18 protein-coding genes are annotated in these 15809 nt (G+C 65.3%); 7 read left to right on the top strand and 11 right to left on the bottom strand.

All coding sequences use genetic code 11. From position 1 onward, the window contains the following. Positions 1–20 precede the first annotated feature (20 nt). The 3 genes from MNAB215_RS02015 (at position 21) to MNAB215_RS02005 (ending at position 4338) form a co-directional block, all read left to right on the top strand. Positions 21–1223: a zinc-dependent alcohol dehydrogenase gene (locus tag MNAB215_RS02015; protein WP_077077231.1), complete on the top strand. Its 1203-nt coding sequence runs from the start codon at positions 21–23 to the stop codon at positions 1221–1223. A gap of 76 nt (positions 1224–1299) precedes the next feature. Then, positions 1300–3483, top strand: a complete 2184-nt coding sequence (gene glgX / locus MNAB215_RS02010; RefSeq protein WP_077077230.1) for a glycogen debranching protein GlgX — start codon at positions 1300–1302, stop codon at positions 3481–3483. 84 nt (positions 3484–3567) lie between these two features. Further along, entirely contained in the window at positions 3568–4338 is a 771-nt protein-coding gene (locus MNAB215_RS02005) for an SDR family oxidoreductase (protein ID WP_083745975.1), read from the top strand. Here MNAB215_RS02005 and MNAB215_RS02000 read toward each other — a convergent pair. After that, positions 4324–5295 carry an aldo/keto reductase gene (locus MNAB215_RS02000; RefSeq protein WP_077077228.1) on the bottom strand — a complete coding sequence of 324 codons (972 nt, stop codon included), beginning with the start codon at positions 5293–5295 and terminating at the stop codon, positions 4324–4326. The two genes, MNAB215_RS02005 and MNAB215_RS02000, sit on opposite strands and share 15 nt — an antisense overlap. Positions 5296–5329: 34 nt before the next feature. Further along, positions 5330–6388 (bottom strand): sensor domain-containing protein, encoded by a 1059-nt coding sequence (locus MNAB215_RS01995; RefSeq protein ID WP_077077227.1) that lies wholly within the window; start codon positions 6386–6388, stop codon positions 5330–5332. 563 nt (positions 6389–6951) lie between these two features. On the opposite strand from MNAB215_RS01995, the gene MNAB215_RS01990 reads away from it, so the two are divergent. Continuing rightward, positions 6952–7509, top strand: a complete 558-nt coding sequence (locus MNAB215_RS01990; protein WP_077077226.1) for a hemerythrin domain-containing protein — start codon at positions 6952–6954, stop codon at positions 7507–7509. Between the two features lie 65 nt (positions 7510–7574). Here the strand turns inward: MNAB215_RS01990 and MNAB215_RS01985 are convergent, their stop codons facing one another. Continuing rightward, positions 7575–8009, bottom strand: coding sequence for an anti-sigma factor antagonist (locus MNAB215_RS01985; RefSeq protein WP_077077225.1), 435 nt, complete (start codon positions 8007–8009; stop codon positions 7575–7577). A gap of 110 nt (positions 8010–8119) precedes the next feature. Next, positions 8120–8911 (bottom strand): SDR family oxidoreductase, encoded by a 792-nt coding sequence (locus MNAB215_RS01980; protein WP_077077224.1) that lies wholly within the window; start codon positions 8909–8911, stop codon positions 8120–8122. 367 nt (positions 8912–9278) lie between these two features. Between MNAB215_RS01980 and mbp1 the strand changes: the two genes are divergently transcribed. Together mbp1 and MNAB215_RS01970 are read left to right on the top strand one after the other, a co-directional pair. Continuing rightward, positions 9279–9515, top strand: coding sequence for a microaggregate-binding protein 1 (mbp1, locus tag MNAB215_RS01975; protein WP_077077223.1), 237 nt, complete (start codon positions 9279–9281; stop codon positions 9513–9515). 199 nt (positions 9516–9714) lie between these two features. Further along, positions 9715–10017, top strand: coding sequence for a DUF3349 domain-containing protein (locus MNAB215_RS01970; protein ID WP_077077222.1), 303 nt, complete (start codon positions 9715–9717; stop codon positions 10015–10017). A 21-nt stretch (positions 10018–10038) separates the two neighbouring features. On the opposite strand, the gene MNAB215_RS01965 is transcribed toward MNAB215_RS01970, so the two are convergent. From MNAB215_RS01965 to MNAB215_RS01940, 6 genes are all read right to left on the bottom strand, one after another. Beyond that, complete coding sequence (locus MNAB215_RS01965) at positions 10039–10665, bottom strand: SAM-dependent methyltransferase (protein WP_245830104.1); 627 nt, start codon at positions 10663–10665, stop codon at positions 10039–10041. After that, positions 10662–11429, bottom strand: coding sequence for a PIG-L deacetylase family protein (locus MNAB215_RS01960; protein WP_077077221.1), 768 nt, complete (start codon positions 11427–11429; stop codon positions 10662–10664). Before MNAB215_RS01960 ends, MNAB215_RS01965 begins: the two co-directional genes overlap by 4 nt. Before the next feature lies 1 nt (position 11430). Then, positions 11431–12381: an acyl-CoA dehydrogenase family protein gene (locus tag MNAB215_RS01955; RefSeq protein ID WP_077077220.1), complete on the bottom strand. Its 951-nt coding sequence runs from the start codon at positions 12379–12381 to the stop codon at positions 11431–11433. Then, complete coding sequence (locus MNAB215_RS01950; protein ID WP_077077219.1) at positions 12378–13103, bottom strand: glycosyltransferase family 2 protein; 726 nt, start codon at positions 13101–13103, stop codon at positions 12378–12380. The genes MNAB215_RS01955 and MNAB215_RS01950 overlap by 4 nt, the downstream gene beginning before the upstream one ends. A gap of 111 nt (positions 13104–13214) precedes the next feature. After that, the gene (locus MNAB215_RS01945; protein ID WP_077077218.1) at positions 13215–13472 is read right to left on the bottom strand and encodes a DUF7218 family protein; all 258 of its coding nucleotides are present in this window, start codon (positions 13470–13472) and stop codon (positions 13215–13217) included. A gap of 69 nt (positions 13473–13541) precedes the next feature. Then, a complete protein-coding gene (locus MNAB215_RS01940; protein ID WP_077077217.1) occupies positions 13542–14597 on the bottom strand; it encodes a DNA topoisomerase IB in 1056 nt (351 codons plus the stop codon). A gap of 403 nt (positions 14598–15000) precedes the next feature. Between MNAB215_RS01940 and MNAB215_RS01930 the strand changes: the two genes are divergently transcribed. Then, entirely contained in the window at positions 15001–15441 is a 441-nt protein-coding gene (locus tag MNAB215_RS01930; protein ID WP_077077216.1) for an SRPBCC family protein, read from the top strand. Here MNAB215_RS01930 and MNAB215_RS01925 read toward each other — a convergent pair. Further along, positions 15438–15806 (bottom strand): hypothetical protein, encoded by a 369-nt coding sequence (locus MNAB215_RS01925; protein ID WP_077077215.1) that lies wholly within the window; start codon positions 15804–15806, stop codon positions 15438–15440. The genes MNAB215_RS01930 and MNAB215_RS01925 overlap by 4 nt on opposite strands. Positions 15807–15809 lie beyond the last annotated feature (3 nt).

Genomic DNA, 15809 nt, shown 5'->3' with positions numbered 1-15809 from the left:
CTGCGAAGCTAGGAGTGGCCATGAAAGCTGTCACCTGGCACGGCAAGCGCGACGTGCGCGTGGAGTCGGTGCCCGACCCGAAGATCGAGCAACCCACCGATGCCATCGTCGAAATCACCTCGACCAACATCTGCGGGTCCGATCTGCATCTTTACGAGGTTCTCGGCGCGTTCATGAAACCCGGGGACATCCTCGGCCACGAACCGATGGGCATTGTCCGGGAGGTCGGAACCCAGACAGGCGACCTCCGGGTCGGCGATCGCGTCGTCATCCCGTTCCAAATCTCCTGCGGCAGCTGCCACATGTGCCACAAGCAACTTTTCACGCAGTGCGAAACGACCCAGGTGCGCGACCAGGGAATGGGAGCCGCCCTGTTCGGCTACTCGGAGCTCTACGGCGAGGTCCCCGGTGGGCAAGCCGAGCTGCTGCGTGTCCCGCAGGCCCAGTTCACCCATATCAAAGTTCCTGTCGGGCCACCGGATTCACGGTTTGTCTACCTCTCCGATGTGCTGCCGACGGCCTGGCAGTCGGTGGTATACGCAGACATCCCCGACGGTGGATCGGTGGCCGTACTCGGCTTGGGTCCCATCGGCGACATGGCTGCTCGCATTGCCGATCACCTCGGCTACCGGGTAATCGCCGTCGATTTGGTGCCCGAACGCCTGGCCCGCGCCGCAAAGCGCGGCATCCACACCATCGATCTTGGGCACCTTGATTCCTCTGTTGGTGATGCAATCCGGGACCTGACCGATGGCCGGGGTGCCGACTCGGTGATCGATGCTGTGGGCATGGAGGCCCACGGTTCCCCGGTTGCTCGAGTCGCCCAGCAGGTCACCGGAGTACTGCCGGACGCTCTGGCAAAGCGGTTGATGCAAACCGCCGGCGTGGACAGGTTGAGTGCGCTGTACTCCGCCATCGACGTCGTGCGGCGCGGCGGCACCATCTCGCTGATCGGAGTCTACGGCGGGATGGCCGACCCCCTGCCGATGCTCACCCTGTTCGATAAGCAAGTCACCCTGCGGATGGGGCAGGCCAATGTGAAGAGATGGGTCGACGACATCATGCCGCTGCTGATCGACGACGACCCGCTGGGCGTCGATGAGTTCGCCACCCATGTGCTGCCGCTCGACGCGGCCCCGCATGCGTACGAGATCTTCCAGAAAAAGCAGGATGGCGCCGTCAAGGTCATACTCCAGCCCGGACTGGCCGCCGGCGCCCGTTGACGTTCGCAATATGTTGTCCGGCAGGATATTTCACCTGCTTGTTTGACCTGTGTTTGAGTAGGGTATCAAGCAGCCCATGACGACAGTAGACGCGACTAGAGCAGACGCGTCTGCTCCCACACCCACCGGCGAATTGTGGCCGGGCAAGCCTTATCCACTGGGCGCCACCTACGACGGCGCGGGCACCAACTTCGCGCTGTTCAGCGAGGTGGCCGAACGCGTCGAATTATGTTTGTTCGACGCCGATGGCGCCGAGACGCGGATCACGCTGCCGGAGGTCGACTACTTCGTCTGGCACGGTTACATCCCGAGTATCGAACCCGGCCAGCGCTACGGCTATCGCGTCCATGGCCCATACGAGCCCGAAAACGGACTGCGGTGCAACCCGAACAAGTTACTGCTGGACCCGTATTCGAAGGCCATCGACGGCATCTTCGACTGGAACCAGTCGCTGTTCAGCTACACGTTCGGTGACCCCGACAGCCGCAACGACGACGACTCCGCGGCCAGCATGCCCAAGTCGGTGGTGATCAATCCGTATTTCGACTGGGGCAACGATCGGCCGCCGGAACATGAATACGCCGACACCGTCATCTACGAGGCGCATGTCAAGGGTCTGACCGAGACCCACCCGGACATTCCCGAACAGATCCGCGGCACCTACGCCGCCGTGGCACACCCGGTGATGATTGAGCACCTGAAGAGCATCGGCGTCAACGCGATCGAGCTGATGCCGGTGCATCACTTCGCCAACGACTCCACCTTGGTCGAGCGCGGTCTGTCGAATTATTGGGGCTACAACACGATTTCGTTTTTCGCGCCCGACCCCAAGTACTCCAACGCGTCCTCGGCGGGCGGCCAGGTGCAGGAGTTCAAGGCGATGGTGCGCGCCCTGCACGAGGCCGACATCGAGGTGATCCTCGATGTCGTCTACAACCACACCGCCGAGGGCAACCACCTGGGCCCGACCCTGTCGATGCGCGGCATCGACAACCCGGCGTACTACCGGTTGGTCGACGACGACAAGCAGTACTACATGGACTACACCGGCACCGGCAATAGCCTCAACGTCGGGCACCCGCACGCGCTGCAGCTGATCATGGATTCGTTGCGCTACTGGGTGACCGAAATGCACGTGGACGGGTTCCGGTTCGACCTGGCCTCAACCCTGGCCCGGGAGTTCTACGACGTGGACCGGCTGGCGGCGTTTTTCGAACTCGTGCAACAGGATCCGACCGTCAGCCAGGTCAAGCTCATCGCCGAACCATGGGACGTCGGGCCCGGCGGCTACCAGGTGGGTGGGTTTCCGCCGCAGTGGACGGAGTGGAACGGAAAGTACCGCGACACCGTTCGCGACTTCTGGCGGGGCGAGCCAGCAACGCTCGACGAGTTCGCCTATCGACTGACCGGATCGGCCGACCTCTACGAGCACACCGGGCGCCGGCCGGTGGCGTCGATCAACTTCGTCATCGCCCACGACGGATTCACCCTGCGCGATCTGGTCTCCTACAACGAGAAGCACAACGAGGCCAACGGCGAAGACGGCAATGACGGAGAGAGCCACAACCGGTCGTGGAACTGTGGCGCCGAGGGGCCGACCGACGACGTCGGCATCAACGAACTGCGTGCCCGTCAGGAGCGCAACTTCCTCACCACGCTGCTGCTGTCTCAGGGTGTCCCGATGATTTGCCACGGCGACGAGCTCGGCCGCACCCAGAACGGCAATAACAACGGATACTGCCAGGACAACGAACTCACCTGGATCGACTGGGCCAATGCCGATACCGGACTGCTGGAGTTCACCCGCACGGTGTCCGCACTGCGGGCCGCGCACCCCGTGTTTCGCCGGCGGCGATTCTTCTCCGGCAAGCCGGTGGGCCGCCGCGGCGAAGGCGGCCTGCCCGACATCGCCTGGTTCGCCCCCGACGGCGACGAAATGGCCGATGAGGACTGGGGTGCAGGCTTCGCGAAATCGGTCGCGGTGTTCCTGAACGGACACGGCATCCCCGGCCGCGACGCGCGGGGGCAGCGGGTCCTCGACGACTCGTTCCTGCTGTGTTTCAACGCCCATTACGAGCCTCTCGAATTCGTCTTGCCACCAAGCGAATTCGGCGATAGATGGCAAGTTGTGGTGCACACCGGGGCGGGGGACGAGCAACCGTCCGACGACTTGGACGCGGCCGCCAAACTCACCGTCGACGCGCACACCGCCGTGGTGCTGCGAGCCGTCTCCGCCGACGAAAACTCGACGATGAACTGACCGGCCGTTACGCGTCCGCTCCCTGCTAGATACGCTGTGCCTGCGACCGGCGCTTTACAGGAGAGGGCGGATATGTCACGGACAGTGGTGGTTGGCGCATCGAGTGGCCTCGGGCGCTGCATTGGAATCGGGCTTGCCCAACGTGGCGATCAGGTTGCGCTACTGGCGCGCCGGCGTGAGCGCCTCGAGACTGCCGCGAAGGAGGCGGGGCCCGACGCTGTGGCCGTCGAGTGCGACATCACCGACGAGGCGTCGTGTCGATCGGCCATCGACAACGCCGTTGAGGCGCTGGGCGGCATCGACAACGTGGTGTTTACGCCCGCCATCAGCCCGCTGGTGCGCCTGGTCGACACCGATGCCGAAACGTGGCGCCGCATCTTCGATACCAATGTCATCGGGGCGTCGCTCGTGACGGCGGCGGCGATACCGCACCTGACCACGTCGGCGGGCAAGGCGGTCTACCTGTCCTCCGACGCGGGTCCCTACGGCCCGTCCTGGCAGGGTCTGGGCGCCTACGGGGTCAGCAAGGCCGCTCTCGAGCGACTGGTCGACGCCTGGCGCGCCGAACACCCCGACATCGGCTTCACCAACCTCATCGTGGGGGAGTGCGCAGGTGGTGAAGGCGAGGCAGCTACCGGCATGAACGCCGGTTGGGATATGGATCTCGCCATGCAGGCCGTCCCGGTGTGGGTGTCGGATCGCTGCATGCCGGGCAAGCTGATGCCCATCGAAGACCTGATTTCAGTGGTGCACACGATCCTGAGCACCAACTCATCGACCTCGATGCCGGTCGTGATCGCCAGGGGCGCCCCCGCCGGCACCCCGGCCCTAGCCCCTGCTTCAGTGACGCCCTAGCTTTTCCAAGGCCAAGTCGCGAAGGAACCGTCCGGTCGAAACGGGCCGGAAGGCCAGGGCCGCCTCGGTGAGTGCGTCGCGAGACTCGGTAGGAAGCTCGATGTCGGCGGCGGCGGCGTTGAACTCGAGCTGTTCGACGCTGGACGCGCCGGGAATGGCGACCACGCCGGGCAGGCTGATCAGCCAGGCCAGGGCTACCTGCGCCGGTTTGGCGTCGACTTCCTTGGCGACGTCGCGCAGCGTTTGCAGTAGCGGCTCGATGCGACGCAGATTTTCGGTGCCGAACAGCGCGTTCACCGCGCGAATGCCGCCGGGACGGTTGCCCACGCCGTACTTGCCGCCCAACAACCCCTGCTCCAGCGGGCTCCAGGCGATCACGATGCGCTTCTCCCGCTCGGCGAACGGGACCATGTCCTTGAGCGCCCGCGGGAAGGCGAGCGAGAAATGGACCTGGTTGCTGATCACCGGCCGGCCGAGCGCCGCGTCGGCCTTTTGCCAGCGCTCCAGCGAGTAGTTGGAGACACCAGCGGCGCCGATGGCGCCGCTGTCGAGGAGGTCGCGCATGCCCGGCATGCTCACCGAATCGGGGACCAGCGGATTGGACTGGTGGATCTGGTAGAGCGGGATGCGGTCCAACTGCAGCCGCCGCGCGCTCGCGCGTTCGCGCTGCTTGATTACCGCGGGGAACGGGGCGACGGGGAAAATCTTGCTGGCAACGGCGACCTCGGCGCGCTCGTCGCCTAACGCCTCGCCGAGGATCCGCTCGCTTTTGCCCAGCCCGTACACCTCGGCGGTGTCGAAGAACGTCACTCCCAACGCGCGGGCACGTTGCACGATGTCACGGGCGGGGCCGGAGGCGTAATCGTCGCCGTAACCCCATTCGCGCGAGCCGAACTGCCAGGTGCCCAATCCGATTCGGCTGACCCGGCCCACTCCGTCGACGTCTAGATATTTCATACCGTCACCGTAGTCGCCCGGCGGCGGTGGACGCCTAGTCGGGGATCTTGTTGAGGATGTAGTTGGCGATGCTGACGGCCGTTTGTCGTGGAGCACTGGCGTCGGTTGTGCCGAGGTTGGACACGATCAGGTCGACGACGACGTTGGCTTTGGCCGCGACCGCCCGAACGAAACGCAGCTTGAGCCCCTTGGGCTCCAGATCCATTGTGGTGATGCCGTTTCCGGCGTCGGCGGGAGCACTCAACGATAATGAGTACGATCGTCCGCCAGGACCGGTCAGTGTCACTGGTGCGCTGCTGCATTGGCGCCAGCCGTCCACCAGCTTGGTCAGTTGCGATTGGGCGGAGGCCGGATCGCGAAACGCGGTGGCCGCCTGGGTCACTTGGCTCGACTTGAGCAGGGTGCGGGTGTCGGAGAATTCCTCGGCGCGGTACCGCAGGATGGCGCTGACGGTGTAGGCCTCCGGGGCCCCGGGCGCGATGCTTCCCCAGCATTCCGGACGGTCGATCGACGCGTCCTGGTCGGACTTGCTGGGGCGGTCCCAGGTTTGGCCGGCCTCCATGTTCTGGTCACCGGTGAGATTCTTGAGGGCGTCCAGATTGGGCAGGATTCTGATGATGTTGTCCGGTGCCAGCGTGGGTGGCGGTGGGGTCTCACTGGTGGTGACGGGGGCGGTGGTCGCCGGTGCCGCCGTGTGGTTCTTGGTGGCGCCAGGCACGGTTGCCCACCCGGCCAGCGCGACGACGGTGAGCCCGATGAACGCGTACGACAGGGTCAACCCGATCAGGGCGCGGTTGCGGCCGAGTTCACCGGTGCGCTGGATACGGGCGAGTCCCAGCTGACCCAGAATCGCACCGACGGGGGCGAACACGAACGCGAACACCAGTGACAACGTCGCGAGTGTGCAGACAGGCGGGCGGTACTGCGGTGGCGGTGGCGGCGGCACGAACATCGGCGGCCCGCTCGGAGGACCCATCGGATGCCCCGATGGCGGACCCATCGGTGGTCCGGCCAGCGGCTCCGGATACGGGACTCGGCCAAGCGGGTCGTAGCTGAACGGGTTGTTCCAGAACGGATCTTGAGGGTTGGTCAACGGGCGCCCTCCTTCGCCTGCGATCCTGTTCGCGACTGTAGTTCACCGGAGCGCACCGGCGTCGCGAGACCGCGCGGAAAAGAGATCAGGCGCGACGCCAGCCGAGTTTCGCGGTGCGGAACTGGCCACTGCTCGGTAGGGGCACGGGAGGGCTGAACGCTAGCCGCTCGCCGTGCAGGCCGGGCCTTGCGGCACTGGATTGCGCCAATCCAGTTTGGCAGCAGGCTGACTTCGACGTAGTGGGCGATCAGCCCTCGTCGACCACGGTGCAGGGCCCGCCATACGACATATGCTTTGATACGACTGCAGCGTCCACGCTCCAATCAGGTTGGTGCGCAACATAATTACTTCCGTTGTAGTCATCAGGCCAATGTCGTTTCTGCGGCTTCGGCGCTGGCGGTCAGGTTGGCGATGGCCGCGTCGAACGGCCGGGGGGCTTGCCGCCGTGAAACAGTCGTGAGCCTTTGATCTGCGCGACGTTTGGCGATCGTGGTGAGGGGTAGCCGCTCCAAAGCGCGTGAAGCAGCCCCGCGCGTTAACCCACGACTTAGGGGAGGACACCAATGGCTCAAACCATCACGTCGCCCACCGATGTGGTCGACTTCTTGACGGCCCAGCACGAGCAGATCAAGTCGATGTTCACCAAGACGCTTGCCGCGTCTGGAAAGGCCCGTGAGGAAGCCTTCGTCGATCTTCGTCGATTGCTTGCCGTGCACGAAACGGTCGAAGAAGAGATCGTTCACCCGCGGGCCAAGCGAAAGATCGCCAACGGCGCGGCCGTTGTCGGGCAGCGGCTTGAAGAAGAGCACGAGGCCAAGACGATGTTGCAGAAGTTGGAGAAGCTGGACGTGGACAGCGCAGAGTTCACCCAGCTGCTCACCGAACTCCGTGACGCGGTGCTCGAGCACGCCCAGCACGAGGAGAACGACGAGTTCGCCCGGCTTGGACAGGAATTGAGCGAGCACGAGCTCGAAAGCATGGGCCGCGCCGCCAAGCTTGCTGCGGCGATCGCTCCCACCCGGCCGCACGCCGGGGTGGAATCGCAGGTGGCCAACCTTGTCGCAGGCCCGTTCGCGGCGATGCTGGACCGCGCTCGCGACGCCATCGTCGGCAAGGGCTGAGTCGCAAGGCGTTTCAGGACCGCAGCAGGACCAGCCCGGGGCATCATGTCCCGGGCTGGTCTGCTCTACGGCCGCGCAAGCGGGTACAACGCCGCGACGGCGGTGGGGAGGACGGGCAGAATGCCGTCGAATCCGCACGCAGCGACGTAGCGTGCGACGGTCGGCGAACGGCTGACAAGGCGCACGGCGACACCTCGCTCCCGACACCGTCGCGCTTCGTCGGCCAGGACGTGAAAGGCGCAACAGCCCAGGAAGTCAAAGTCGTTGACATCGATGACTAATGCCCCAGGTGGTTCGGCGGCTGCTGCGGCCTCGCCGATCAGCTGACGCCAGATATCCTCATTGAACGCATCGACCTCGCCGGCCGCGTTGATGATCACCGCCGAGTCGCTGCGCTGAGCGATCGCTTTCAATCCGCTTCGCGGAGCGCCGAGTTCAGCGATCAGCGCCGCACTCAATGTCACGCGAGTCGTGAACGGTTCCGCTACGTCCGCGCTCACGTCAAAGCCCCCGCATCGCCAGTCGACTCTTGGTGCGGCAGGAACTCCCGGCCGCAACGGCACCGCGAGGGGGTACCGGCACCACTGGCAGGTACCCGCGATATTCATTGCTATTCGTTCTGAATGCCCGCGGCGTCCAACTCTTCGCTGTCAGCGAGTGTCACCATGGTCAGCCAGGTGTCGACATCAGGACCCAGCACAACGGCGTGGTCGGGAGCCAGCAGCCCGCCGCCGGAAAGCGCAGCCAACGCGGGTTCCGCGGCGCGCACGCCGCGACTGTCGGCCTGAACGGCGAGCAGCCTCGACACCAGGTCGGGCAACCGAATGACGTCCGGACCCGTGATGGTGCGTGGCGCGCGGCTCTGGCCCAGGGCCGCTTCGACGAGTACGTCGGCGACGGTGTCGGCCGCAATGGGCTGGATCAACCAGTCCTGGGCCACCACAACGCCGTCGTCGAAGTTGACCGCTGCGGGGTTGGTCGCGAACTCATACCAATGGGTGGATCTCACGATGGTGGCCGGCACCCGGCTTTCGAGCACGAGTTCCTCGGCTGCCCGTTTTGCCTCAAAGTACGGAAACCCGTCGAACGCCGGATCGTCAATGCCGGCAATTGTTGATATCACCAACCGCTGGATCTCTTGCGAGGCGCACGCTCCGACCAGGTTGCGATAGGCGCTGCCCAACACGTCCGCTATGTCCGCGTCGCCGTCGGCCGGGAGTGGGTTGGACACGTCGATGACGACATCAACCCCGGCCAAAGCTCCATCCAGGCCCTGCCCGGTGACCAGGTCCACGCCGCTGGCGCGCGAGATCTCGACGACTCCGACCTCGCGCCCCTTCAACCTGGCAGTGACGCGCGATCCGGCCGTCCCGGTGGCTCCAACGACAGCGATCGAGGTCATGCGATCACCTGCTCTCCGAAAAGCGACGGGGTCAGGGACGGTACCCACGAAAGGGCGATCCAAACCGATCAGCGTGCGCAAATCGCCGCGGGTGATTGTGCACACGGGGGAAGCGTTTGGCCAGGCGGAATTGTCGTGCCGCGCGACGGGGCGTTTAGCCGGCGCTGCGAAGGGAAAGCCTTCCTGTTGCGGACGAATTATCAATGTGGACGGCAAGGTGTCAGCAATCGGGCTGGCCGTCTGGTGGGGATGTGAAATACCTTGCTTCCCAACCCTTGTCGTTCACAGACCGTTCAGATATGAGCCGGTTGATCCCGGTCCGCACCAAGAGCGCGAGCTCAACCACACCACGAGGGAGGATCGAACTATGGGCGATCACAAGAGCGGCGCAGAAGAAGCCATCAAGGGCGTCGTCGAGGACGTCAAGGGCAAGGTCAAAGAAGTTGGCGGAACCTTGGCCGGTCGCGACGACGTAGTCGAAGAGGGCAAGGCCCAGCAAGACAAGGCCGAAGCTCAGCGCGACGCCGCCAAGAAGGAAGCCGAAGCGGAAGCCGCGCGCGGTGGCGCCGAAGCTGCCGAAGCGCGCCAGAAGTCGCATCAGTAGATCGATTGGCGTCGATGGGGCCGGGCTCAATCCCCGGCCCCACGGCGTGTCTATGGGATCGACGCAGGTCTACGAGTAAAAACCCGACGCATCGCCGTAAATAGTTCGTCACGACTTCTGAGCTGCTAGTTTCAAAGCGCTGTGCCGGGCTATAACTGTGAAGATGTCTTAGCGTGCGTGTGGTGAGCGAGGTTAGGCGATGGGTCTGGGCGATCGAGTAGTTTCGCGCATCGTCGGTTTCTTTCGCGCCGGCTATCCCGACTGGGCACCCAAGACCGGTTACATCCCGCTGTTAGCCCTGCTGCCGCGGCGAGTGTCCGACGACGAGATCGCATCCATCGCGGCCAAACTCCTGCTGCGTGATCGCCGGCCTATCGACAACGCCGACATCGGGGTGGAGATCAGCCGAGCCACTTCCCAACTGCCCTCGCTCAACGACGTCGAGCGGGTCCAGCAGCGGCTGGCTGCGGCCGGCTGGTCGGATAAACCGCCCCGCGTGTAGCGGTTGGCGGACCAGCGTCATTCATCCGGCCCCCGGCACCTCTTCGCGAGCTGCCACCGAGCGGCCGTCCCCTGTGACGAACACTTCGATGACGACGTCGCGGTCCCGGTAACAGCTTAGGCCGGTCAGGCCAGGTGTGCACGCGATCACATCGTGCGCCTCGTCGCCGCTGAGCAGGTAGTCGGAGACTGGGTGACGCCAGTGTGCGGCAACGATATTCGCGTTCGGCTCTAGTCGGGCGCACTCGCGGCGCAGCACCTGTGCCAAGGTGAACGCGTCCAAGTAATAGGCGACTTCGCTGAGCACCAGCAGATCGAAGGGCCCCGGCGGCCATTCCGCGTCCAGGGATGACCGGGTCAGCGTCACCCGGTCCCGACAGCCGGCCTCTCGCAGCCGCGTATCCGCGCTACGCACCGCCGCATCGACCACGTCCACCGCGGTCACGTGATCGCAACGCTGAGCCAACAGCGCGGTGAGAGTCCCGATCGAACAGCCGGGCTCGAAAGCATGCCGGTAGCGGCGATTGGGCAGCGTCGCCAGCGTGATGGCGTACTTGCGCTGCTCGTACCACCGCGTCGAGAGCTGCCACGGATCGTCAGCTTCGGCATACATCTGGTCGAAGTAGGCGTCGGGCAATCGCGTGTTCACAGAAACACCACCTCGCCCACGGCGAAGAGTCGCGGCAGCACAAACGCGGGCAACACGGGCCCGGCGCCGCCCGGCTCGAACTGGCTGTGAAAGCATCGCGCGGCTTGCTTTTTGCGACCAATCGACCATTCGGACAGCAGCATCGCACGCGCGCGATCCCACGGCACCGCCGAATCTGATGGGCCGGCCCAGTGCCACATCCAAATCGGATACTCCAGCAGAGTGGCCCCTGTCCGCGCGCACGCTGTCGCCGCTGCACGCCCGACTGCTTCGTGATCGGGATGTCCGTCGCCCCGCCAGGTGGCAGCACACCACGGCCGGGTCCCGGCAGTATCGAGGATCCAGGCGAGCACATCGCCGAGCCTGTTCTCGTAATCGGCCAGCTGGCCGTCGGGCAGGCCCAGTGACATCGGCGCGGTAACGCCCAAAATGCTTGTCGCGTCGCGTAGCTCATGCTTACGGGTGGCCGCTAATCGAGTTTGTTCCGACGGCGTCGCACCGGGTTGGGCGGCGCTGCCGTCGCTGACCGATACCACCTGCACGTCGACACCCGACGCCACCAGTTGGGCGATCGTCGCGCCAAGGCCGAGAGTTTCGTCGTCGGGGTGGGCGGCGACCACGACCAGGCCCGGACACTTGCTCACATCCAGCGACGGCAATGGTTCCCGATTGAGGCCTGCAAGCCACACCGGTGCCGGGGTGCCGGCATGGGTCAGCGGCTTGGCCGCAAACCTGGCGCAGTTGCCGGTCGGCGCGGTGTGCACGTCAGGCCTCACGCCGGTGCCCGGCCAGCCGGCCCAGCGCGGCCAGGTCTCGCTCGGCGTGGCTTTGTCGTATGTAGATGGACAGGTCGGCCACCCGTTGCGCGTGACGCCCGTCCTGGCACAACGGGCCGGGCCCCAGGGCACGCCCGGTGCGGGTGATGGCTTCATCGGCGGCGTGTTCGACGATCGCGCGGGCGCGGCGCGCAAGTAGTTGAGCGGTGTTGGCCCGGTCGAACGGATCGGCGTCGACCTGGGCGGCCGCGGTAGTCAGCATGGCTTCGCCGGCTGCGAGTGCGGCATCCACCGCCCCAAGATGGGCCAACGAGTATGCGTCGGCGGATTCACTTCGGGCACAACGGTATAGCGGGTCAGCGACCCTGCGGGCACCGCCGAGCCAGCATGCGGCCACACCGATTGCACCATGCCAGAATCCGGGCCGATTCAGGTAATCACCGGGGTCTCCTACGGCGACGGCCTGGGCGTTGGTGAACTGCACCGGCCGGGTGTCGCTGCTCGCCATGCCCGCGTTCCACCATGTGCTGGGCAAGGCCTTGATCGCGTGGTCGACGAGAGCCACCGCGAACAGGCCGCGTGTCCCGTCTGCGAGCCGGGCGGTCACCAGTGCATGCGTGCAGAATCCCGCACCAGAGCACCACACCTTGGTGCCACTGAGGGTGAACGCGCCCCCGCCGGCGTCGGTGGCAGTCACCACCGCCTCGGGGGACTCCGCGGCCCATACCCCCCACAGCTGGCCGGAATCGGGTGGCTTGCCACCCAACTCGTGAAGTATCGCGACGGCGTCGACGTGGGCCTCGGCGATCCGGGCCGCCACGATGTCGTCCTCGGCCAGCAGCGCCAGCCGTTCCCAGCGTTCCTCGGTACGTCCCGATCCGGGCAGCGGCAATTCGAGCCGTCCTGAATCAAGCCAGTGCTGTACCAAACCCGCCGTCACACGCAATCACCCGCCGCCGATCTCCCCAGCTCGCTGAGGTAATGAGCGAACCCGTTCGGTGCGCGACCCTCGGTCCGCGCCGAAGTGAGGACAGACAATTCGGTGTCCCGGTGAATGCGATAGCCGGCGGCTTCGAATCGCTCGACGAGGTCGACATCCTCGCCGGTGGCCAGCGCACGAAAACCCCCGACCCGCCAATACGCGCGGGCGCTGAAGCCCATGTTCGCGCCGTGGATGTGTGGGTGTTCGCCGTCGTTGTCCGGTGTGTCCGCTTCGTATGCCTGCACGTAACGGTTGGCGACATCGGCGGGCTGCAGGCGCCAATGGGCAACCCGGACCACGCCCAGCACCATGTCCGCGCCGAGCTCCAGTTGGTGGATCAGCCAGCCCGGGTCGACGCGACTGTCCGCATCGGTGGTGGCGTACCAGCACTCCTCGTCATCGCGGCACAGCGAGCGTCCATAGCCGAAGCCGACCGCGCGCGCGGCACCCACGTTGTGCGCGTCGACGCTGACGAAGTGCACATCGGGCCCGTAGCGGCCGGCCAAATCCGCGCTGTCGTCGTCGCTGGAGTCGAGGACGACAACCACCGAGACGGGAATCGGCGCACATAGGCCGGCCGTCAGCACGGCGCGCAAACAGGCAGGAAGATCGGCTTTTTCGTTGTGGGCTGGCACCACAACAACGGCTCGGTCGTAGACGCGAAGCGCAGGCGCTGACATATCTGGCGATTGCCCATTTAGCCGCTACTTAAACAGGCGACAAAATGGTTTGGGCCGGAACACGGAACGCGCTTTGCCCTCACCGTCGGGCTGCCGAAAGGCGGGCGCGGCTCAGTGATTGCGCAGTCTGGCGACCAGTTTGTCTTTGGTCAGGCCTGAATACCCTGACATGCCAAGCTCTTTGGCCCGCTTCTTCAGCTCCGGCACCGTCCAGTCCTGGTAAGACCCCGACTTTCCGCCCTTGCGGCCCACCGCCGACTTGCCGCGCGCTGCGGCGGCATTGGAGATCCGCGCTGCCTTTTCCTCGGAGTTCCCCTGCTTGCGCAGGTCGCGGTACATCTTCTCGTCCTTGATTGACGGGTTCGGCATGACGGCACCCCTCCTGTACACGATGGAACGTCTTTGCCCTGAATGCCCCGCGTAACGACGCTCAAACCCTCATGCGGTTTTGGCCAGCACTGGCGAGCCGGATGTTCTCTCGCCCTTGGCTAGTCGACGAATCAGGGTGCGGGTGGCTTTATCCAATATCTCCTGCGCGGCGTCCGGCTGGCGGGCGCGCTCAGCCCTCGGTACGGCGGCGGCGATGGTCAGGCCCTGCTGGTAGCCAGTGACAACGCGCGGATCCACATAGGAGCCACGCGCCACCGCCGGAGTATTGCCCAGCTCCGCAGACACCTCCTTCATGACCGACGCCGCAACACGTTTGGCTACTCGCTCCGATACTGCGGGGTCGGCATCGGCGAACGCCGCTGCGGCCAATACGGTGCCATGCCAGGTCCGCAGGTCTTTGACGGTGTAGTCGTCGCCGACCAGTTCCTTGAACCGGATATTGAGGTCGTCGGCGTGCACATCCACCCACCCGGATGCGGTGCGGCATACCAAAAGTCGCTCGCTGCGCTCGGTGCGGCGCATCAGCGACCGCACGGCACGGACCACCTCGGCGTCCTCGATGTCCAGGGTCCGCTGCACCCCGCTCTTTCCGGGGTAGTCGAATTCGACCGCGTCCCGGTGTACCGTCACGTGCTCACACAGCAGGGTGGAGATTCCGTAGGACTCGTGTTCCTCGGCGTATTGCTCACCGCCCGCGCGGAAATAGCCCCGATCGAGCAGACGCAGCGCCAGCGCCAGCACCCGATCACGCGACAGTCCCCGATGCGCGAGGTCGGCAGCGATCTTGGCGCGGAAATAGGGCAATCGCGTAGACATTTCCAGGACGCGGTCAAACTTCTCCTCGGCGCGCTCCTGCTGCCATGACGAGTGGTAGAGGTACTGGCGGCGTCCGGCAGCGTCGGTGCCCACGGCCTGAATGTGGTCGTTGGCGTGCGGCGAGATCCACACTTTCTTCCAGGCCGGCGGGATCACCAGGTCCTTGATCCGCTGCAAGGTTTCGGGATCCTTCAGCGGCCGGCCCGCGGCGCCGTAATAGGTGAAACCTTTGCCCCGGCGCTTGCGTGCGATCCCGGGTGTGGTGAGCACACTGCGACGCAGCCGCATTTCCGCCTCCAGTTGTGTTGGCTGACGGAAAATTACCCGCGGACCGGGCCATTCACACGGGATATTTTTCACCGACGATGCAAAACGACCCGCCACGGCGTTGTGGCGGGTCGCTGCCGGGGGGAATCAGCCGGCCATGAACTCGTGGAAGGCGGACTCCAGATTCCCCGGCAATGCCGACACGTTGCACTGCCGCTCGGGCGCAGTCGGCGCCATATCCTGCCGGTTTTGTCCTAGCTGGATCCGTTGTCAGCAAATTTTCCTCAGACGCTCGAACTGGGCTCTGCCTGCGAATCCTTCGGCAATCGCAAAGATGGGCGGGATTGCCGTCGCCCTGGCGCAGTCGGCGCCGCGATTAGCATGGTGATAGGCCACCCGCCGCTACTGCCGAGCAGGAGTTCTCATGGTTGAGATCCACTTGGAACGGACGATCGCTGCACCTGTGGACCAGGTCTTCGATTGGCTTGCCGACCCGGTCAACCTCGCGAAGGCTCCATTGGCCCTCAAGGGGAGCTGGGCGAAGGGCTCGTCGGGCCCGGCAGCGGGCGCGGCGCGCGAGGTCATCGGGGCCGGCACGTATTTTCGCGAAGAGATTCCGACCTACGATCGCCCGCATAGCTACTCGTACCTCATCGTCCGGTCCGTCCCGCCGTTCCGGCACGAGGGCGGCACGCTGACGTTCACCGCCGTGGATGGTGGCACGCACGTCGATTGGCTGACCAACTACACCCACCCGGCGTGGGCGGGCGGCAGAGCCCTCGAGGCGGTCAGTCGCCGACTGCTCCGCTCCAGCTTCACTGCGATTCTTGATGCGTGCGCGAAAGAGCTTGCGGGCCAACACTAATGGTGTGGGGCGACCGAGCCGGCCAACAGTACTCCGGCGACGATCGCGACAACGATGAGCACCAAGGCGCCCGCTGGCCATACCCACATGACACGTTTGCGCGCTGCCGCGACCGCGGTGCCCACGATCGCGATGACCGCCGCGACCCCGACGCCACCCCAGCTGACGACGTAGGCCCAGGTAATGCTCGCGGTGTCGCAGTTGTCCGGCCCGCAGGGGTCGGTGGCCATCGCGAAGAACAACGAGACCCAAAGGGACGCAGATGCCGCTGCCGCGGCGAGCACCAGCAGCACGACGGTGGCAATGATGTCAGCGGTCGAACGCTGCTGCTGCGCCGGGAGGTGCGGGTGCTGGGGTGCCGTCATATC

Source organism: Mycobacterium numidiamassiliense, from assembly GCF_900157365.1.
Taxonomy (GTDB): Bacteria; Actinomycetota; Actinomycetes; order Mycobacteriales; family Mycobacteriaceae; genus Mycobacterium; species Mycobacterium numidiamassiliense.
This window is presented reverse-complemented; position numbering and strand designations above follow the sequence as displayed.